Raw genomic sequence first — 19,025 nt, 5'->3', positions numbered from 1 at the left:
TCAGTCGCCGGGGCGCACTGCCTCGGTGACCCGCTCCGCTGCCACGGCTGGATCCTCGTGCTCCCAGATACGCACGACGGTCCAGCCGGCCTCGTCCAGTCGACGATCCGTGTCGCGATCCCGAGCGACGTTGGCAGCCAACTTGTCCGCCCACCACTGGGCGTTGTTGCGCGGGTGGGTGGCGTGCTCCGGGCAGCTGTGCCAGAAGCATCCGTCGACGTACACCGCGACTCGGCGACGCGGGAACACCACGTCGGCCCGTCGTCGCATGCCCTTCAGTGGGGCCTTGTCGACGAAGTACCGCAGTCCCGCTCGGTGCAGTTCCTTTCGCAAGGCCACCTCGGGCTTGGTGTCACGCCGCTTCTGTTTCTTGAACCGGGCACTGGTCGCGGCGTCCGTCGGCGGCGTCGCCCGAGCGTCGGGCGTCATTCGTCGTCGTCGATTTCGGACCAGCTGGGGGCGAACCTGTTGCGCCGCTCCACTTCCGAGTGCACCACCTCGACGAACTCCTCGAACGAGAGTGTGGTGCGGTCCGACGGACGGCCGTTGCGCGGCGGCGCCTCGTCGACGTCGAAGAAGCGCACCTCACCCCGGTACGGGCCGTCCGGCTCGTAGAGACCGATGAACACCTTCTCGAACAGGTCGTAGCGCGTGTCCTCGGCCCCGAGGTCGACCCACGCCCGGCCCGGCATGCCGACGACGGGGCGCTTGCCGCGGCCCGACCGCTTGGACAGCGTCGTGACGTGGTGCGCGAACGAACTCTTGCCGATGTCGCTGCTCTTCGCGGGATCGCCGTCCTCGCACGTCGACCAGGGCTCGAACATCACGGCGACGAGCACACTGTACGGCTGGCGCTGGTGCAGCACCATCGCCTCACCCCGCAGTTCGTGGTCGTTGCGCACGATGTTCTTCGTCCAGCGGCCGAGCCGACCGGACGTGGGGCTGTAGTCCTGGAAGCTGTAGGTCTTCACGGACACGCAGAGGATGAGGCCGAGCGTCGGATCGAGTGCCTTGACGTCGAGCCGCTTGCGTCCCTTCGCGACGTCCACCTGCGCTTCCTGGCCCATGCCGTGCGCGTCGGGCGTGATGGACGGATACCGAGGCCTCAACGCATCGGCGACCACCTGCGCGAGGTTGTTGGACAGGCGCTGCGCGTAGTTCTTCTTCTCCCCGCGGTCGGCATCGGGCGCGGGACGGTCGCCGGCGAAGTCGAGTGCGAACGTCAACGGGAACATCAGGCCACGCGAACGGGTTCGGGGACGACGGGATCGTCGGTCATCCGGTGCAGGTGCGACTCGACCGTGTCGAGGAAGCCGGGGGCGAAGCGCAGCCGACCCGAGCGTGCGCGCTTGAGGAACCCGGCAGTGGCCCTGGCGGACAACAGCTTCGACTCCTCCAGGAATCCGCTCAGATCCTCGTAGGGGTGCTGGACCGGCCAGGTGCTCGCGGGTACCCGGAACGCGCGACGGTCACGGCCCCACGCGGCCGACGGCCAGCTCTGGCCGGGTACGAGCTCGGTGTCGGACCCCTCGTCGTAGGGAGTGCGGGTGGCCAGCTGCTCACCGACCCAGGTCGCCATGCGCACGCTCACGGCGTTGCCGACCAGCTTCCACCGATGCCCTGCCCGAACACCCGGGGACTCGACGGCGGGGGCGGTCCACCCGGCATCGAAACCCTGCAGCCGCTCGGCGTCCGAGATGCCCGGGGTGACCAGCTCGCCGGACGGGAGCCGGACGGCCGGGGGACTGGCGATACCGAGAGTCGATCCGCCCTTGAGTGTCGGCACCGCGTTGATCGCCCAGCCCAGGCCGCGCACCCCCTCGGTCCAGTAGAAGCCGCACGGGAGGACGTCGGCGTCGCCGGCCTCGGGGATGCCCGCGTCGGGTCCGAAGAGCACCTCACGCGGGTCGTCCGTACGTGAGGCGAGCATGACGACGCGCTGACGCCGCTGGGGCAGGCCGAACGAGCGAGCGTCGACGACGCGATACGCCCACATGTAACCGAGATCCTCGAGCGCGTGCGTGATGTGCCGCATCGCCGCGCCGCGGCCGAGCTGCAACATGAAGGGCACGTTCTCGATCAGCAGCCACCGGGGACCACGCTTGCGTGCGACGAGTCGGAAGACCTCGTCGACCAGACCCGACCGCGCGCCCGTGATGCCCGCCGTGCGACCGGCCTGCGAGAGGTCCTGGCACGGGAAACCGGCTGCGACCAGCTCTGTTCCGGCGGGGAGCGCCCGCAGCGTCGCGACGTCGGTGTGCAGCGGCACGTCGGGGAAGCGCGTGCGCAGCACCGCCCCCGCGCCGGCGTCGATCTCGCAGAGCTGAGTTGTGGACCATCCGCTGCGCGCCAGGCCCAGCTCCAGACCGCCGATGCCGGCGAACAGGCCGACCATGGCACCCTGGCTGGACACGCGTACCCCCGCTCACCGTCGTGTGCGACGGCGGCTCCGGCCACCGACGTCGATCTCGAGTGAGGCTACTCGAGAACACCGACACGGCGTCCGACCGAGAGGGGCGACACCGCTGTGAGCAGCGCCCGCAGACGGGGGCGTGGTGCGCCGACTCACGCCCACCGTCGATGAAAACCCTGCTCGTGACCGTTTCATCTCGCGAGAACGGGGCACTCGGTCGCTGACGGGGACGGGGATTCACAGGCAATTCGCCCGGCTCCGGTACTTGTCGTGCTCGTGTGATCTACCGTGAACGCGTGACCACACCCACCGCCGATTCCCTGTCGTCCGCCGACGTGACGGGCTCGTCGTGGCCGGCCATCCTGACGTGGCGCGCGCACAGCGCCCCGCGTATGGAGTCGGTGCGCGTCCAGCTCAACGGCAAGCGGATCAAGGCCGCCGGCCGGATCATCGGCGGCGAGTGCGACGAACACCCGGCGTTCTCCGCGTCGTACGACCTGGTCACGGACGAATCGGGAGTGACCAAGCGGTTGTCCGTGCGCGCGGCCGTCGCGTCGGGGGAGAAGCAGGTCTCCATCAGTCGCGACTCCGAGGGCTATTGGCTCGTCGACGACGGGTCACCGACCCGCAGCTCGTTCGGCGGTGCACTCGACGTCGAGCTGGTGTGGAGCCCCTTCTTCAACACGCTCGCCATCCGTCGTCTCGGCCTGCAGACGAACCCGGCCGATCATCAGGTGCCCGTCGTGTACGTCGGTCTGCCGGTCCTCACCGCCCGCGCGGAGACACTGTCCTACAGCCGCGGGCCGCACGAGTTCGAGGTGGTCTCGCCCGTCGGGACGTCGGCCGTGAGCGTCGACTCGGACGGGTTCGTCGCCGACTACCGGGGACTCGCCGAGCGCATCTGACGGGTCGGACCGTCACGCCCGCCGGGGCAGCCGCTGCACCACACCGCCGCGGCGACCGGCGTCGACGAGGTCGCCCTGCCAGGACGGCGAGCCGACGACGACGTCGGTGATCTCCCACCACTGCAACTGCTCGTCGTAGCGCGACCGCGCCGCATGGCCCGCGGACACCAGTGTCTCGGTCGAGGCGTCGGCGACGAGAGCGTCCCTGGCGCTGTGCAACGCGGCGAGCGCCTCGTCGAGCGCGTCGACCAGGGCGGGCGCGTTGGCATCACACATCGCGCTGACCAGGGCTGGAGCTGTTCCTGCCACACGGGTGCCGTCGCGGAACGAGCCGGCTGCCAGCCGCAACGTGAGCTCCCCGCCCTGCGCGCCCACCGCGGCGAGTGCTTCCGCCAGCAGATGCGGGAGATGGGACACGCGGGCGACGGCGCGATCGTGGTCGTCGGCTCGGGCCGGGACGACGACGGATCCGGAGGACAGTGCGAGATCGGCGACCGCGAGCCAGGCGTCGGGATCGGTGTCGTCGTCCACGGTGACGACCCAGACCGCGTTGCGGAAGAGATCGACGTCGGCCGCGAGCCACCCCGAGGCGGATGTGCCGGCCATGGGATGTCCGCCGACGAACCGAGCGCCGAGTCCGGCACGTGCGACCGCGGCCGCCATCTCCGCCTTCACACTGACGACGTCCGTGAGCACGCAGTGCGGCGCGTGCGCGGCCACCGATTCCAGGACGGTGTCGACCGCCGGCATGGGCACCGCAACGACGACGAGAGCGTCCTCCTCGGCGGCGCGCTGGAGGGCGGAGGCGATGTCCGCCGTGACGTCGTACCCGTCGGCGCGAGCGGCGTCCACGGCACCGGTCGATCGGTTCCAACCCCATGCCGGGCGACCCGAGTCGACCACGGCGCGCAGTAACGAGCCCCCGATGAGGCCGAGGCCCAGGACGCAGACGGGACGGTCGGGTGTGTTCACCGGGGGAAGATTTCCACATCGGCACCGTCCGCCGGGTGCACGACACCGAAATCTCCCGCTGTTTCCCCTGAACAGGGAGGTCTGCACGCCGGGGCGACGGTGTGGGACTACGGTTGCGCGCATGGCTGCACAGCGCGGAGGCAGTACCTCGTCCCAGGGTCGAGGTGACAACCGCTCCGACGACTACGACGATCTCGAGGGGTTCGCCATCGCGGTCGTCCGCGAGGAGGGCACGTGGACGTGCCGGCCGTTGTCCGCGGACGCCCTGACGAGTCTCAGTGCCGCCGAGACCGAGCTTCGTGAACTCCGCAGTGCCGGTGCGGTGTTCGGGCTCCTCGATGTCGACGACGAGTTCTTCGTCGTGCTGCGTCCGGCACCGTCGGGCACGCGGGTCCTGCTGTCGGACGCCACCGCGGCGATCGACTACGACATCGCGGCCGACGTCCTGGACCGACTGAACGTCGATGTGCCCGATCTGGATCCGGACGAGCTCGACGACGTCGAGCCCTGGGACGAGGGCGATCTGGATCTGCTGAGCGACATGGGTCTTCCCGAGCCGGTCCTCGGCGTCATCCTGGCCGAGTCCGACCTCTATCCCGACGAGCAGCTCGGCATGATCGCCGCGCGACTGGGATTCGCCGCGGAGTTCGCCGCGGTGCTCGACAAGCTGCCCCGCTGACCGTGGTGCCTCTCCACCTGCGTGACGTCTGGATGCGTCGCGCCCTGGAGGTCGCCCGCGCCACGCCGGCGGGCGACGTTCCCGTGGGTGCCGTCGTCGTGAACGCCGACGGTGACGAGATCGCGTCCGCGGTCAACGAACGCGAACGCCGCGGGGACCCGACCGCCCACGCCGAGGTGCTCGCGCTCCGCGCCGCCGCCGAACGGCACGGGGACGGCTGGAGACTCACCGGCTGCACTCTCGTCGTCACGCTGGAGCCCTGCACGATGTGTGCGGGCGCGGCGGTGCTCTCGCGAGTCGACGGACTGCTGTTCGGGGCCTGGGAACCGAAGACGGGCGCCGTCGGCTCGCTGTGGGACGTGGTGCGGGATCGGCGTCTGACGCACCGACCGGAGGTGGTCGGCGGCGTCCTCGAGAGCGACGCGGCCGGTCTGGTTCGGGACTTCTTTCGAACCGCGAACGACGTTTGACGCGATCCGTCGACGGGGTATTACTGCCCGGTAGAACACCAGACGCAGCGTTGCGTCGCCCGCCTCGCCGAAACGGAGGGGTGGACGTCATGTTCTTCCGCTTCGAAGGAGCACCACATGGGACTCGACGACAAGATCGGCAACAAGGCAGAAGACCTCAAGGGCAAGGGCAAGGAAGCCGCGGGCGACGCCACCGGCGACCAGGACCTGAAGGCCGAGGGCCAGGGCGATCAGACCTCCGCCGCTGTCAAGGACGGCGTGGAGAAGGTCAAGGACGCCGCGTCCAACATCAAGGACAAGCTCACCGGCCACTGAGCTACCCCGAGCGTGACTCCTGACGTCGCGATTTCGGATCCGCGCCACCCATCCGGTAACGTATCCGCCGGTGGCGTGTCCGAGCGGCCTAAGGAGCACGCCTCGAAAGCGTGTGACGGGTAACCCCCGTCCGAGGGTTCAAATCCCTCCGCCACCGCCATGAGCCCCCCACCTGCCTCGGCAGCTGGGGGGCTTTGTCGTTCACCAACTTCGGGTACACCGACGAGATGAGAAACATGAACGCGATGGAGAACCGCACCCTGGGACGCACCGGCCGGCAGGTGTCGTGCGTCGGACTCGGCACCTGGCAGTTGGGAGCCGACTGGGGCGACGTGTCCGAGGAGGACGCCGTGGCGGTGCTCGACGCCGCCGTGGACAGCGGCATCACCTTCTTCGACACGGCCGACGTGTACGGGGACGGGCGCAGTGAGCGGGTGATCGGCGGATTCCTGGCCGATCGTGGCCTGCGGGACACCGTCACCGTGGCGACCAAGATGGGTCGACGCGTCGACCAGGTGCCGGAGAACTACACGCTCGCGAACTTCCGCACGTGGGTGGACCGGTCGCGTGGCAACCTCGGTGTCGACACCCTGGAACTGGTGCAGCTGCACTGCCCGCCCTCTGCCGTGTACGGCGACGACCAGGTGTTCGATGCCCTCGACACCCTCGTCGAGGAGCAGGCGATCGCGCACTACGGCGTCAGCGTGGAGACGGTCGCGGAGGCGCTCGAGGCGATCCGCCGACCGAACGTGGCCACCGTGCAGATCATCGTCAACGCCTTCCGGCTCAAGCCCGTCGACGAGGTGCTGTCCGTCGCCGCCGATGCCGGAGTCGGCATCATCGCGCGGGTGCCGCTGGCCTCGGGCCTGCTCTCGGGGAAGTACGACGAGTCGACGACGTTCCCCGAGAACGATCACCGCAACTTCAATCGCAACGGTGAGGCCTTCGACGTCGGCGAGACGTTCTCGGGCGTTCCGTTCGACACGGGCCTTGCGGCGGCTCGTGACTTCTCCGCCCTGGTCGCGGACGCGGCTCCGGAGGGTACGACGCCCGCCGCCGCCGCCATCGCGTGGTTGTGGCAGCACCCGCAGATCTCGACGGTCATCCCGGGAGCCCGCAACGTGGACCAGGCTCGTGCCAACGCCGAGGCGGGGCGCGTCGCGCTTCTCGGCGCCGAGTTCGATGCCGGCGTGCAGAGCATCTACGACCGCTACCTCCGGGACGTCGTTCACTCGACGTGGTGACGGACGCTTTTCACAGGGGATTCCCAGGCCGCAGCGGTGGCCGCACGTTGAAGCGACAACTAAAGTTCGTCCCATGAAGAAGAAATGGTGGATCACCGGAGCCGTGGTCGTCGTCCTGGCGATCGTGGCGCTCGTCGTCGGGCCGCGCATCTACTCGTCGATCGAGAGCAGCGATCCGGCGGCGTCGGTGTCCACCTCCGGTGCCGAGGCGGCGACGGGCGATCTGGACGGTGAGTGGACCGTCACGCCCGGTGACGCAGCGAACCCGACGTCGGCCGGGTACACCGTCGCCGAGGTGCTCAACGGCACCGACGTCACGGTCGTCGGCACCACGCCGGACGTCTCGGGAAGCGCCACGATCGCGAACCAGCAGCTCACTGCCGGTGAGATCGTGGTGCGCACCGAGACCATCACCACCGACAGCGATCGGCGCGACAACCAGTTCCGCGGCAACATCTTCGATGTCGCGAACAACCCCACCGCCACGTTCACGGTGACGTCGCCGGTGGACCTGTCCACCGTGCCCACCGACGGCACCACGGCGACCGTCACCCTCGACGGCACGCTGACCCTCAAGGGCCAGACGCGCGACGTGAGCGTCGAGACGCAGGTGCTCCGGTCGGGCGAGACCATCGTCGCCTCGGGCAACATTCCCGCGATGTGGACCGACTACGGCATCGAGCCGCCGTCGCTGGGCTTCGTGACCGTGGATCCGACCGGCTCCGTCGATTTCCTGGTGACGCTCGGGAAGGCCTGAGCCGTAGCGTCCGCGGGAGTCCAGCCGGGTAGGCCCGAGGCCGGTCGTCGTGTCAGGGCGGTCCGACGATGTAACCGAGTTTCTGTCGAAGAGTCGCCGCCGTCCGCACGTCCCGTGCGATGGCGGCGTACTCGTGTGTCTGGAGCTTCAGGATGTCGAACGTCTGCACCGGAGTCGTCAGCCCGTAGTGCGGTCGGAACGTCTCGTCGGCGTAGGTCCCGAACAGGCGGTCCCACACGATGAGGATGCCGGCGTAGTTCTTGTCCAGGTACTCTTTGTCGCGGCCGTGATGCACGCGGTGGTGCGACGGCGTGTTGAAGACGAACTCGAACCAGCGCGGCATCCGGTCGATGCGCTCGGTGTGCACCCAGAACTGGTAGACCAGGTTGATCGCGAACCCGGTGAACACCATCCAGGGCGGGACGCCGAGCAGGGGCAGCGGCAACCACATCAGGATCTCGCCGCTGTTGTTCCACTTCTGCCGTAGTGCGGTGCTGAAATTGAAGTACTCGCTCGAGTGGTGCGCCTGATGCGTGGCCCACACGATGCGCGTGCGGTGCGCGATGCGGTGATACCAGTAGAAGAGGACGTCGACGCCGAGCAGCAGGATCACCCACGTGTACCACTGGTCCGAGGGCAGCTGCCACGGTGCGACATACGCGAAGATCAGCGAATAGCCCAGCAGCGCCAGGGTTTTCCATGCGGTGGTGGTGGCGATGGACACCAGCCCCATCGCGATGCTGGCCCGGGCGTCGGCGCGGAGGTAGCTTCCATGGGCCGGTCGGCCGGGTTCGTCCTCGGTCTCGTCGCCGTGGCTCTCGAGGACGATCGCTGCGGTCCACTCGAGCGCGAGCAGAACGAGGAATGCCGGCACCGCGAGGGCGACCGGGTCGCGGAGCGCGGTCGGCAGACTGTTCCAGAGATCGGCGATCACCCGCCGCAGTCTACGTGACCGCGGTCACACCGAGTTCAGGCGCGGTACTCGCGTACCAGCGGGCAGTCGAAGGGGTTGCGCTTCGACAGTCCCACCTGGTTGAGGTAGCGGACGACGATGCCGTAGGACTTCACGAGCGACGTCTCGGTGTAGGTCACCCCGTGCTTGGCGCAGTGCTCGCGCACCATGGGCCGCACCTTCTTGAGGTTCGGCCGCGGCATGCTGGGGAACAGGTGATGCTCGATCTGATAGTTGAGGCCGCCCATCATGAAGTCGGTGACGGGGCCGCCGTCGACGTTGCGCGACATGAGGACCTGGCGGCGGAGGAAGTCGATCTTCGCATTGGCCGGAACCAGCGGCATCCCCTTGTGGTTGGGCGCGAACGAGCCGCCCAGCAGAACGCCGAAGACGGCGAAGTGCACGAGGATGAAGCCGACCGCGAGCCCCGCCGGCATCGCGAGGAACGGCAGTGCGAACCCGATGGTGAGCCTCAGCGCGATGAGCGACAGCTCCAGCTTGCGGTGCTTGATCTCCTTGGAGTCGATCAGCGTGCGCACGCTGGCGACGTGGAGTGCGGCGCCTTCGAGGGTGAGCAGCGGGAAGAAGAGCCAGCCCTGGCGGCGGGTGAACGCGCCGTAGAAGCCGGTGCGCTGCGCGACGTACTCGGGGACGAAGGCGATGGGCCCGTTCCCGATGTCGGGATCCTTGCCGATCTGGTTCGGCGCGTTGTGGTGCTTGCTGTGCTTGCCCTGCCACCAGTGCAGCGAGAGTCCTGCGAAGGTGCCGGACAGAATGCGGGCCGTCCACTCGTTCCACTTCGCCGAGTCGAACATCTGGCGGTGGGCGCCGTCGTGACCGAGGAAGCCGAACTGCGTGCTCACGACGGCGAGGGCGACGGCGAGCGCGAGCTGCCACCACGAGTCGCCCAGGAGGAACGCACCGACCCAGACGGCGACGAAGGCCGCCACGGTGCCGATGATGCGGGACCAGTAGAAACCGCGGCGGCGGGACATCAGCCCCGAGGCGCGCACGGCGACGGACAGCTCGGTGTACGAACTGACGAATCGATCTCTGGGGCGTTCGGCGGTGACGGACACTGGTGCCTCTGTTCTGTGGACGGTCTGGCCACGGTGGCTGTCGGTCGTTCTGGCAGTCGATGCAGTGGTGAGAACCGCGGAGAGGGCGGGAAGTGCTCAGGTCACGCCTCTGTCACAAGTGTGACACAGGCAGGGCACGGCGTCGACAGTCCGAGGGTGTCGGTCGTCTTCTCTCAGTGCATCCACAGACGACGGTCGACGTGGCCGGGCGTGGTCGTACCGCGCCAGGTCGGCGCCGTGGCGTAGTGTTCGGATCACGAGCACGCCGCGGTTCTCACCGGCGCCTCGTTCTCCCCCTCGTGACGGACGACTCGTTCTCCTCACCACCGAACTACTGATGAAGGGGTTTCCATGGAACCCGAACTGATCTTTCTCGCACCCGTCACCGCCGACGCGGAGCCCGTCGAGGCTCCCGCGACGTCCGCTGCCAGGGACGTCGTCAACGCGGCGCCGCCCGTCTACACCCAGCTGTTCTCCGAGAAGAACTGACTCCTCTCGATCGCCTGACATGACTGAACCCCGGGACGACCGGTCCACGTCCACGAGTACCGCGGTCACGACCTCGGTGGCGCGGCGCATCACGCCCGGCCGTGAGCAGGACTTCGTGGCCTGGACCGATGCCGGAATCAGTGTGCTGCGCACGTTCGACGGGTTCCTGGGCGGCGGGTGGCTGCGCTCCTCGACCGATCCGTACGAGTACTACGTGCTCTACCGATTCGATTCGGACGCTCATCTGCAGGAGTGGCTCTCGTCGCCCTTCCGGCGTGCCTGGGTCGCGCGTGGTGTGGGTGTGGCGGACGACCATGTGACGCATCGCCTCACCGGGGTCGAAGGGTGGTTCGAGCCACAGTCGACGCTCACCGACGCGGTCCGCGTCGTGGGCGCTCCGCCGCCTCGGTGGAAGCAGGCCATCGTCATCTGGTCGGCGTTCTTCCCCCTGTCTCTTCTGCTCAACACCCTTGTCTCCGAGTACCTCTCGCTGGGTCTTGTACTCCGGACCCTGCTCGTCACCCTCGTGAGCACACCCCTCATGGTGTACGTCCTGCTGCCGTTCATCACCGCCCGTGTGAAGCGCTGGCTCACTCCCTGACGGTTCGAAACACCGCGCGAGCGTGGTGAGCGTCACAAAAGTGCACACCACTGCAAACTTGCCGAGCCGTGCAAGTTCCGTACTGTGGGATTCGTGAGTTCCGGACTACGCGACCGCAAGAAGGCGGAGACCCGTGCAGCGCTCAGTGCTGCCGCGATCCGTCTCGGGCGGCAACAGGGTTTCGACACCGTGACCGCCGAGGCGATCGCCCGCGACGCGGGGGTGTCGACGCGCACGTTCCACAACTACTTCTCCAGCAAGGAAGAAGCGGCGCTGTACTACCTCGAGCAGGCAGCGTTCGAGTGGGTGGACCTGATCGAACACCGTCCGCAGGACGAGGACTTCTGGGACACGGTGCGCGCCATCGTCTTCGAGATCGTCGACGATCCCGAGCGCGAGTTGACCGAGACTGTCGCGGTCGCGCGGTTCGTCGAGGAGTCGCCGGCTCTGCTGGCGAAGAAGCTCGAGTTCGACCGCTCGCTCTCCGCGGCGTTCAAGAAGGCCGTGGCCCGGCGCACCGGGCTCGATCCCGATCGGGACCTGTACCCCTCGTTGGTCCAGGCCGCGGTGGGCGCCACCGTCAGCGCCGCACTCGGATTCTTCGCCGAGGCATCCGAGAAGGGCTCCACCACAGCAGAATCCGCCGGCGAGGTGGTCCGCCTCGCCATGCAACAACTCGAACGGGGCTTCCGAGCGCCGCTCACCGGTTCCACCCCGCTCCCGCCCGACTGATCGCGCGTCCGTCCGTCACCCGCAGCACGACACCCCCCCGAACGAGGAGAACTCTCATGGCCACCTTCCTGTATCGCATAGGACGGTTCTCGTACCGTCGGAAAGGCATCGTGCTGCCGATCTGGCTCGCCATCCTGGTGTTGGCCGGTATCGGCGCGGCCACGTTGTCCGGCCCGACGAGCACGTCGTTCTCCATCCCGGGAACCCCCGCCCAGGCTGCGCTGGATCTGCAGAAGGAGCGCTTCGGAGGCGGCGAGGATCCGCTCACGTCGGCGTCCGCGCAGTACGTGTTCCAGGCACCCGCGGGCACCACGCTCGACTCGCCCGAGAACACGGCGGCCATCGACGGCGTCATCGCGAACATTCGCGGCATCGCCGCCGTGAAGGACACGGCCAAGGCCGATCCCGCGGCCGGACCGGTGCCCGAGGGTGCCATGCCGCTCCTCGATCCGATCGCCAACAACCAGGCGATCGTCGATCAGTACGCGGAGGCCGGTCTCGCGCCGGACGTCGCGGCCGCGAACGCCGCGGCCGTGTCGCCGCTCTCACCGGACAAGACCATCGGCATCCTCGACGTGCCCATCACCGGCACCGTCACCGATGTCACGGCCGAGATCCGCACCGAGCTGACCGACGCCGCCCAGCCCGCCCGTGACGCAGGGCTCACCGTCGAGATCGGTGGCAGCGCCATGCAGGCCGCCGAGCCGCCCGGCGGCACCGCCGAGCTGATCGGCCTGGCCGTCGCCGCCGTCGTCCTCGTCGTCATGTTCGGATCGCTCGTCGCCGCCGGACTGCCGCTCATCACGGCCATCGTCGGCATCGGCGTCACCAGTCTGACCATCACCACCGCGTCGGGCTTCGCCGAGCTCACCCAGTTCACGCCGATTCTCGCCATCATGATCGGCCTGGCCGTCGCCATCGACTACTCGCTGTTCATCGTCGCCCGGTTCCGTAACGAGCTGAGCGAAACGGACGACCGTGAGGAAGCCGCGGCACGCGCCGTGGGAACCGCCGGCAGCGCCGTCGTCTTCGCCGGCACCACGGTGCTCATCGCGCTCGTGGCACTGCGCGTCGTCGGCATCCCGTTCCTGTCGCAGATGGGTCTGGCCGCCGGCTTCGGTGTCTTCGTCGCCGTCCTCGTCGCGCTGACCATGCTGCCCGCCGTCCTCGGACTCTTCGGCGCGAAGGCGTTCGCCGGCAAGATCCGCACCGTCCCGGACCCGGAGCACGACGACAAGCCGACCAACGGCCTGCGGTGGGTGCGCATGGTGATCAAGCGTCCCGCACTGGTCCTCATCGTCGGTGTCGTGATCCTCGGTGTCATCGCCGGTCCCATGACGTCGCTGCGTCTGGCGCTTCCGTCGGTGGCCACCGCTGAACCCGGTACCCCCGCTCGTGAGGCGTACGACCTGGTCGACCAGGGCTTCGGCCCGGGACGCAACGGTCAGCTGCTGATGGTCGTGGACGCGAGCAACGTCCCCGAGGCCGATCGGACGGCGGCCTTCCAGGCCGTCGTCGACAAGGCGGCGGCGGAACCCGACGTGACCAACGCACAGCAGGCCGGGCTCAACCCGGCGGGCGACACCGCCCTGGTGTCGGTGACTCCCAAGAGCTCACCGATCAGCGAGGACACGCAGAACCTGGTGACCGCGCTGCGCGACGCCCGGGGTGGTCTGGAATCCGAGTACGGCGTCACCTACGGCGTCACCGGCCAGACGGCGCTCGAGATCGACGTGTCGGATCGGCTCCAGAAGGCCCTGATCCCGTATCTCGCTGTCGTCGTCGGCCTGGCGTTCCTGCTGCTGATGGTCGTCTTCCGATCCATCCTCGTCCCGCTGACCGCGACCCTGGGCTTCCTGCTCAGCGTGCTGGCCACATTCGGTGCGACGGTGTTCATCTTCCAGGAGGGCGGGCTGGGCCTGATCTCCAATCCGCAGCCGATCGTCAGCTTCATGCCGATCTTCCTGATCGGTGTGGTGTTCGGTCTGGCGATGGACTACCAGGTGTTCCTGGTGTCTCGCATGAGGGAGGCGTACGTTCACGGCGCGACCGCGAGCGATGCCATCGTCACGGGCTTCAAGTACGGCGCCCGCGTCGTCGCTGCCGCGGCGGTCATCATGATCTCGGTGTTCGCGGCGTTCATGCTGGAACCGGACTCGTTCATCAAGTCCATCGGTTTCGCTCTCGCGGCCGCCGTGTTCTTCGACGCCTTCATCGTCCGCATGATCCTGATCCCCGCTGTCATGGCGCTGCTCGGCGACAAGGCCTGGTACCTGCCGAAGTGGCTGGACAAGATTCTGCCGAACGTGGACATCGAAGGTGAGAAACTCGTCCGCAGAACGGACGAGACCGCACCGGCGACCCAGCAGCCGGCGAACCGGAGCTGAGTCGATGAACTGCACCCACCACGCCTGTCGTCCGACGGGTCCTGTCGAGAAGGAAGGATGCACGACGTGTTGATCTCACTTCTCCGCCGGTATCTGGCGCCGTACCGCGGCGCGCTGACAGGCGTGGTGGTGCTGCAGTTCGTGGCCACCGTGGCCTCGCTGTACCTGCCCAGCCTCAACGCCGACATCATCGACAACGGCGTGACGACCGGCGACACCGGCTACATCCTGTCGACCGGCTCGATCATGCTGGCTGTCTCCGCCGTGCAGATCGCGTGCTCGATCGGCGGCGTCTACTTCGGAGCACGCGCCGCCATGGCGGCCGGCCGCGACATCCGCGGGGCGCTCCTCGACCGCGTCGGCACTTTCTCGGCGCGCGAGGTCGGGACGTTCGGCGCTCCGTCGCTCATCACCCGCAACACGAACGATGTTCAGCAGGTGCAGATGGTGGTTCTGATGGGCTGCACCATCCTGGTGATGGCGCCCATCATGTGCGTCGGCGGCATCGTCATGGCTCTGCGCGAGGACTTCGGACTGTCGTGGCTCCTCGGTATCGCCGTTCCTGCGCTGGCGCTGAGCATGGGCTTCGTCGTGGTCCGCATGGTTCCGGCGTTCAAGGTCATGCAGAAGCGCATCGACACGGTCAACCGCGTTCTGCGCGAGCAGATCACGGGCATCCGCGTGGTGCGCGCCTTCGTTCGCGAGCCGTACGAGGTGGAGCGTTTCGACGACGCGAACACCGCCCTCACCGCCACCGCACTGCAGGTCGGTCGTCTGATGGCGCTCATGTTCCCGGTGGTCATGCTCATCAGCAACGTCACCAGCGTCGCGGTGATCTGGTTCGGCGGTCACGCCGTCGACGAGGGACGCATGGAGATCGGATCGCTGACGGCCCTGCTGAGCTACATCATGCAGATCCTGATGTCGGTGATCATGGCGTCGTTCATCGCGATGATGATCCCGCGCGCCAGCGTGTGTGCCGAGCGCATCACCGAGGTGCTCGACACGAATTCGTCCGTCGTGCCCTCCGCGAAGCCCGTCGTCTTCGCCTCGGCGCCGTCGACGGTGGAATTCGACAAGGCCGCCTTCGCGTATCCCGCGGCCGATCACCCGGTGCTCTGCGACGTGTCGTTCCGGGCGACGGCCGGAACCACCACGGCCGTGATCGGCAGCACCGGCTCGGGCAAGACGACGCTGATCAACCTGATCCCGCGTCTCATCGACACGACCGACGGAGTGGTGCGCGTGGGCGGAACCGATGTGCGAGAACTCGATCCGGAGGCGCTGCGAGCGGAGATCGGACTGATCCCCCAGCGGCCCTTCCTGTTCTCCGGCACCATCGCCTCCAATCTTCGCTACGGCAAGGAGGACGCCACGGAGGCCGAGATGTGGGACGCACTCGAGGTGGCGCAGGCCGCCGACTTCGTCCGCGAGATGCCCGAGGGTCTCGAGACCCCCGTCGCCCAGGGCGGCACCACCGTCTCCGGTGGGCAGCGTCAGCGACTGGCCATCGCCCGCGCCATCATCCGGCGGCCGAGCATCTACGTCTTCGACGACGCGTTCTCCGCTCTCGACCTGACGACGGACGCGAATCTCCGAGCGGCCCTGCGCCCCATCACACGTGACGCCTGCGTCATCGTCGTCGCGCAGCGGGTGTCCACCATCCGCGACGCGGACAGCATCGTGGTGCTCGACGACGGCAGGATGGTCGGCCTCGGTACGCACGACGAGCTGCTCGAGACGTGTCCCACCTATGCCGAGATCGTCGACTCGCAGCGCACCGCAGCGGGTGTCGCATGACGCGGCCCGGCGGTCCTCCCGGTCCCGGTGCTCCCGGCACGAAGGCGATGAGCTTCGGACCGTCCGTCAGGCGGCTGCTGCGCCGGCTCCTTCCGCAGCGCATGCTGCTCACGGTGGTACTCGTGTTCGCCGTCGCCAGCGTCGTTCTCACCGTTCTCGCCCCGAACATCCTGGGCAGAGCCACCAACCTCATCTTCGACGGCATCGTCGGCCGTTCGCTCGACCCCTCGCTGACCAAGGAGCAGGTCGTCGACGGTCTCCGCGCCTCGGGTGAGGGCACACGCGCCGACATGGTGTCGAGCATGGACGTCGTCCCCGGTCGGGGAGTCGACTTCGACGCCGTCGGCAAGGTGCTGGTCCTCGTCCTCATCCTCTACATCGGGTCCGCACTGCTGTCCTGGGTGCAGGGCTACATTCTCAACATCGCGCTGCAACGCGTCATCAAGCGTCTGCGTACCGACGTCGAGAACAAGATCCACCGGTTGCCGTTGCGCTACTTCGACTCCCACAAGCGCGGCGACGTGCTCTCGCGAGTCACCAACGACATCGACAACGTCTCGCAGAGCCTGCAACAGACACTCAGCCAGCTCGTGGTCTCGGTGCTCACGGTCTTCGGCATCCTGGGCATGATGCTGTGGATCTCGCCGCTGCTCGCACTGGTCGCGATCCTGACGGTGCCGCTGTCGATCGTGGTGACGGCGATGATCGCCAAGCGCTCGCAGCCGCACTTCATCGCGCAGTGGAAGCAGACCGGCGCGCTCAACGCACAGGTCGAGGAGGCCTACACCGGGCACGAGCTGGTCAAGGCCTACGGCCGCCGGCACGAGACGGCGCGGGTGTTCCACGAGAGCAACGAGGAGCTGTACCAGGCGAGCTTCCGGGCACAGTTCATCTCCGGAATCGTCATGCCCGCCATCATGTTCCTGGGCAACCTCAACTACGTCGCCATCGCCGTGGTGGGCGGACTGCGCGTCGCGTCCGGCACGCTGAGCCTGGGCGAGGTGCAGGCCTTCATCCAGTACTCCCGCCAGTTCACACAGCCGCTCACGCAGATCGGCTCGATGGTCAACCTGCTCCAGTCGGGTGTCGCCTCGGCGGAGCGCATCTTCGAGATCCTCGACGCCGAGGAGGAGGGCGCCGATCCGTCGGCACCCGTCACCCCCACCACGCGCAGTGGACGCGTCGAGTTCCGGGACGTGTCGTTCCGCTACGAACCGGAGCGTCCGCTCATCGACGGGCTGTCCTTCGTGGCGGAACCCGGCCAGATGGTGGCGATCGTCGGCCCCACCGGCGCCGGCAAGACGACGCTCGTGAACCTCGTGATGCGGTTCTACGACATCGATTCCGGCTCGATCACGCTCGACGGTGTGGACACGCGTGACATGACGCGGGCGACGCTGCGATCGCGCACCGGCATGGTGCTGCAGGACACCTGGCTGTTCGGCGGCAGCATCCGCGACAACATCGCGTACGGCAACAGTGGCGCCACCGAGGAGTCGATCATGGAGGCGGCGCGGGTGAGTTACGTCGACCGTTTCGTGCACTCGCTGCCCGACGGGTACGACACCGTCATCGACGAGGAGGGCAGCAACGTCAGTGCGGGCGAGAAGCAGTTGATCACCATCGCGCGCGCGTTCCTCGCCGACCCGGCCGTGCTGATCCTCGACGAGGCCACCAGCTCCGTCGACACCCGTACCGAGCTGCTGGTGCAGAAGGCCACCGCGGCCCTGCGCAGCGATCGCACGAGTTTCGTGATCGCGCACCGCCTCTCCACGATCCGCGACGCCGATCTGATCCTGGTGATGGAGAACGGGTCCATCGTGGAGAAGGGCACGCACGACGAGCTCATCGCGGCGCGCGGCGCCTACCACCGTCTCAGTGCGTCCGGCCTGCAGGAGCAGCAGTTGGCGTCTGGTTCGATGGGGGCATGACCGACCTCTTCACAGTCGAGACCCGTATCGAGGACCATCTCGGTCGAACCGGCACCCTGCGGACGCCGCACGGCGACATCGAGACCCCCGCGTTCATCGCCGTCGGCACCAAGGCCACCGTGAAGGCGGTGCTGCCGGAGTCGATGAAAGAGCTGGGCGCACAGGCGGTCCTGGCGAACGCATACCACCTGTACCTGCAGCCGGGGCCCGACATCGTGGACGAGGCCGGGGGACTCGGCACGTTCATGAACTGGGACGGCCCGACATTCACCGACAGCGGCGGGTTCCAGGTGATGTCGCTCGGCGTCGGGTTCAAGAAGGTCATCTCGATGGACGCCACTCGGGTGGAGTCGGACGACGTCATCGCCGAGGGCAAGGAGCGCCTCGCGCACGTCGACGACGACGGCGTGACGTTCAAGTCCCACCTCGACGGATCGCGGCACCGCTTCACTCCCGAGGTGTCGATGCAGATCCAGCACCAGCTCGGCGCGGACATCATGTTCGCGTTCGACGAGCTGACCACGTTGATGAACACCCGTGCGTACCAGGAACAGTCGCTGGACCGTACGCAGGCGTGGGCGGTGCGGTGCATCGCCGAGCACGAGCGCCTCACGGCCGAGCGCGCCGACAAGCCGTACCAGGCGCTGTTCGGTGTGGTGCAGGGTGCGCAGTACGAGGACCTTCGTCGGAAGGCGGCACACGATCTCGAGACCATCGTCGGCGAGACCGGGCGCGGATTCGACGGCTACGGCATCGGCGGCGCTCTGGAGAAGCAGAACCTCGGCACCATCGTCCGCTGGGTGAACGAGGAACTGCCCGAACACAAACCGCGCCACATGCTCGGGATCAGCGAGCCGGACGACTTCTTCGTCGCCATCGAGAACGGTGCCGACACGTTCGACTGCGTGAATCCGTCACGCGTGGCCCGGAACGCGGCGATCTACACCCCGGACGGGCGCTTCAACATCAACACCGCGCGGTTCCGTCGGGACTTCACGCCGATCGACGAGGAGTGCGACTGCTACACCTGCGCGCACTACACGCGGGCGTACATGCATCACCTGTTCAAGGCCAAGGAGATGCTGGCCTCGACCCTCGCCACCATTCACAACGAGCGGTTCACCGTGCGGCTGGTGGACGACATCCGCGCCTCCATCCGCGACGGGCGGTTCCAGGAGTTCAAGAAGGACACGCTGGCGCGCTTCTATTCCTGAGCCGCAACTCCCCGCGAGTACGCCCATAGTGTCGTGAAGTCGTGCTCGACAACGACAGTATCGACGTACTCGCGGGGGCGGGCGG

The 19,025-nt window shown here is 67.8% G+C and carries 19 protein-coding genes and 1 tRNA gene; 14 read left to right on the top strand and 6 right to left on the bottom strand.

The features are described 5' to 3' along the window. Genes QE397_RS19085 through QE397_RS19075 form a run of 3 tightly spaced genes read right to left on the bottom strand, consistent with a single transcriptional unit; the run spans window position 1 to window position 2,395 of the window. Window positions 1-429 carry a very short patch repair endonuclease gene (locus tag QE397_RS19085; protein ID WP_027506605.1) on the bottom strand — a complete coding sequence of 143 codons (429 nt, stop codon included), beginning with the start codon at window positions 427-429 and terminating at the stop codon, window positions 1-3. Beyond that, a complete protein-coding gene (locus tag QE397_RS19080) occupies window positions 426-1,235 on the bottom strand; it encodes a hypothetical protein (RefSeq protein WP_222647533.1) in 810 nt (269 codons plus the stop codon). The genes QE397_RS19085 and QE397_RS19080 overlap by 4 nt, the downstream gene beginning before the upstream one ends. Further along, window positions 1,235-2,395, bottom strand: a complete 1,161-nt coding sequence (locus QE397_RS19075) for a DNA cytosine methyltransferase (RefSeq protein ID WP_373425304.1) — start codon at window positions 2,393-2,395, stop codon at window positions 1,235-1,237. Before QE397_RS19075 ends, QE397_RS19080 begins: the two co-directional genes overlap by 1 nt. A gap of 314 nt (window positions 2,396-2,709) precedes the next feature. Here QE397_RS19075 and QE397_RS19070 point away from each other — a divergent pair, with 314 nt between their 5' ends. Continuing rightward, window positions 2,710-3,318, top strand: a complete 609-nt coding sequence (locus tag QE397_RS19070) for a putative glycolipid-binding domain-containing protein (RefSeq protein ID WP_269320107.1) — start codon at window positions 2,710-2,712, stop codon at window positions 3,316-3,318. A 12-nt stretch (window positions 3,319-3,330) separates the two neighbouring features. On the opposite strand, the gene QE397_RS19065 is transcribed toward QE397_RS19070, so the two are convergent. Then, window positions 3,331-4,290: a prephenate dehydrogenase gene (locus tag QE397_RS19065; RefSeq protein ID WP_307096718.1), complete on the bottom strand. Its 960-nt coding sequence runs from the start codon at window positions 4,288-4,290 to the stop codon at window positions 3,331-3,333. 121 nt (window positions 4,291-4,411) lie between these two features. Here QE397_RS19065 and QE397_RS19060 point away from each other — a divergent pair, with 121 nt between their 5' ends. The 6 genes from QE397_RS19060 to QE397_RS19035 all read left to right on the top strand — a co-directional run bounded on the left by QE397_RS19060 (window position 4,412) and on the right by QE397_RS19035 (window position 7,755). After that, on the top strand, window positions 4,412-4,969 hold the full coding sequence (locus QE397_RS19060; RefSeq protein WP_027506608.1) for a tRNA adenosine deaminase-associated protein: 558 nt from the start codon (window positions 4,412-4,414) through the stop codon (window positions 4,967-4,969). A 32-nt stretch (window positions 4,970-5,001) separates the two neighbouring features. Next, a complete protein-coding gene (locus QE397_RS19055; protein WP_307097639.1) occupies window positions 5,002-5,439 on the top strand; it encodes a nucleoside deaminase in 438 nt (145 codons plus the stop codon). Window positions 5,440-5,556: 117 nt separating this feature from the next. After that, entirely contained in the window at window positions 5,557-5,754 is a 198-nt protein-coding gene (locus QE397_RS19050) for a CsbD family protein (protein WP_027506610.1), read from the top strand. A gap of 69 nt (window positions 5,755-5,823) precedes the next feature. After that, window positions 5,824-5,914 (top strand) — tRNA-Ser (locus QE397_RS19045). Window positions 5,915-5,981: 67 nt separating this feature from the next. After that, entirely contained in the window at window positions 5,982-6,998 is a 1,017-nt protein-coding gene (locus QE397_RS19040; protein ID WP_235579009.1) for an aldo/keto reductase, read from the top strand. A gap of 73 nt (window positions 6,999-7,071) precedes the next feature. Then, on the top strand, window positions 7,072-7,755 hold the full coding sequence (locus QE397_RS19035) for a YceI family protein (RefSeq protein ID WP_307096712.1): 684 nt from the start codon (window positions 7,072-7,074) through the stop codon (window positions 7,753-7,755). A gap of 52 nt (window positions 7,756-7,807) precedes the next feature. Here QE397_RS19035 and QE397_RS19030 read toward each other — a convergent pair whose 3' ends face one another. Together QE397_RS19030 and QE397_RS19025 are read right to left on the bottom strand one after the other, a co-directional pair. Continuing rightward, window positions 7,808-8,698, bottom strand: coding sequence for a sterol desaturase family protein (locus tag QE397_RS19030; RefSeq protein ID WP_373425303.1), 891 nt, complete (start codon window positions 8,696-8,698; stop codon window positions 7,808-7,810). A 26-nt stretch (window positions 8,699-8,724) separates the two neighbouring features. After that, a complete protein-coding gene (locus QE397_RS19025; RefSeq protein WP_056443228.1) occupies window positions 8,725-9,786 on the bottom strand; it encodes an acyl-CoA desaturase in 1,062 nt (353 codons plus the stop codon). A 351-nt stretch (window positions 9,787-10,137) separates the two neighbouring features. Here QE397_RS19025 and QE397_RS19020 point away from each other — a divergent pair, with 351 nt between their 5' ends. From QE397_RS19020 to tgt, 7 genes are all read left to right on the top strand, one after another. Beyond that, window positions 10,138-10,275 carry a hypothetical protein gene (locus QE397_RS19020; RefSeq protein WP_155957101.1) on the top strand — a complete coding sequence of 46 codons (138 nt, stop codon included), beginning with the start codon at window positions 10,138-10,140 and terminating at the stop codon, window positions 10,273-10,275. Window positions 10,276-10,294: 19 nt separating this feature from the next. Further along, window positions 10,295-10,876: an antibiotic biosynthesis monooxygenase gene (locus QE397_RS19015; RefSeq protein ID WP_027506614.1), complete on the top strand. Its 582-nt coding sequence runs from the start codon at window positions 10,295-10,297 to the stop codon at window positions 10,874-10,876. A 93-nt stretch (window positions 10,877-10,969) separates the two neighbouring features. After that, complete coding sequence (locus QE397_RS19010) at window positions 10,970-11,608, top strand: TetR/AcrR family transcriptional regulator (protein ID WP_051613574.1); 639 nt, start codon at window positions 10,970-10,972, stop codon at window positions 11,606-11,608. Window positions 11,609-11,664: 56 nt separating this feature from the next. Further along, window positions 11,665-13,995 carry an MMPL family transporter gene (locus QE397_RS19005; RefSeq protein ID WP_307096706.1) on the top strand — a complete coding sequence of 777 codons (2,331 nt, stop codon included), beginning with the start codon at window positions 11,665-11,667 and terminating at the stop codon, window positions 13,993-13,995. Window positions 13,996-14,061: 66 nt separating this feature from the next. Next, window positions 14,062-15,795 (top strand): ABC transporter ATP-binding protein, encoded by a 1,734-nt coding sequence (locus QE397_RS19000; RefSeq protein WP_056444236.1) that lies wholly within the window; start codon window positions 14,062-14,064, stop codon window positions 15,793-15,795. Then, window positions 15,792-17,726, top strand: coding sequence for an ABC transporter ATP-binding protein (locus tag QE397_RS18995; RefSeq protein ID WP_307096704.1), 1,935 nt, complete (start codon window positions 15,792-15,794; stop codon window positions 17,724-17,726). Before QE397_RS19000 ends, QE397_RS18995 begins: the two co-directional genes overlap by 4 nt. Further along, a complete protein-coding gene (tgt, locus tag QE397_RS18990) occupies window positions 17,723-18,940 on the top strand; it encodes a tRNA guanosine(34) transglycosylase Tgt (protein WP_027506617.1) in 1,218 nt (405 codons plus the stop codon). The genes QE397_RS18995 and tgt overlap by 4 nt, the downstream gene beginning before the upstream one ends. Window positions 18,941-19,025 lie beyond the last annotated feature (85 nt).

This window comes from Rhodococcus sp. SORGH_AS_0301 (assembly GCF_030818285.1).
Classification (GTDB): domain Bacteria; phylum Actinomycetota; class Actinomycetes; order Mycobacteriales; family Mycobacteriaceae; genus Rhodococcoides.
The sequence above is the reverse complement of the archived record's forward strand: the minus strand, read 5'-3'. Positions and strand labels throughout refer to the sequence as shown.

Excerpts from the sequence above, each read along its gene's own strand:
- QE397_RS19050 (WP_027506610.1), top strand. The coding sequence starts at position 5,557 with ATGGGACTCGACGACAAGATCGGCAACAAGGCAGAAGACCTCAAGGGC.
- QE397_RS19080 (WP_222647533.1), bottom strand. The coding sequence starts at position 1,235 with ATGTTCCCGTTGACGTTCGCACTCGACTTCGCCGGCGACCGTCCCGCG.
- QE397_RS19060 (WP_027506608.1), top strand. The coding sequence starts at position 4,412 with ATGGCTGCACAGCGCGGAGGCAGTACCTCGTCCCAGGGTCGAGGTGAC.
- QE397_RS19005 (WP_307096706.1), top strand. The coding sequence starts at position 11,665 with ATGGCCACCTTCCTGTATCGCATAGGACGGTTCTCGTACCGTCGGAAA.
- QE397_RS19085 (WP_027506605.1), bottom strand. The coding sequence starts at position 429 with ATGACGCCCGACGCTCGGGCGACGCCGCCGACGGACGCCGCGACCAGT.
- QE397_RS19075 (WP_373425304.1), bottom strand. The coding sequence starts at position 2,395 with ATGGTCGGCCTGTTCGCCGGCATCGGCGGTCTGGAGCTGGGCCTGGCG.
- QE397_RS19020 (WP_155957101.1), top strand. The coding sequence starts at position 10,138 with ATGGAACCCGAACTGATCTTTCTCGCACCCGTCACCGCCGACGCGGAG.
- QE397_RS19040 (WP_235579009.1), top strand. The coding sequence starts at position 5,982 with ATGAGAAACATGAACGCGATGGAGAACCGCACCCTGGGACGCACCGGC.
- QE397_RS19015 (WP_027506614.1), top strand. The coding sequence starts at position 10,295 with ATGACTGAACCCCGGGACGACCGGTCCACGTCCACGAGTACCGCGGTC.
- tgt (WP_027506617.1), top strand. The coding sequence starts at position 17,723 with ATGACCGACCTCTTCACAGTCGAGACCCGTATCGAGGACCATCTCGGT.
- QE397_RS19055 (WP_307097639.1), top strand. The coding sequence starts at position 5,002 with ATGCGTCGCGCCCTGGAGGTCGCCCGCGCCACGCCGGCGGGCGACGTT.
- QE397_RS18995 (WP_307096704.1), top strand. The coding sequence starts at position 15,792 with ATGACGCGGCCCGGCGGTCCTCCCGGTCCCGGTGCTCCCGGCACGAAG.
- QE397_RS19035 (WP_307096712.1), top strand. The coding sequence starts at position 7,072 with ATGAAGAAGAAATGGTGGATCACCGGAGCCGTGGTCGTCGTCCTGGCG.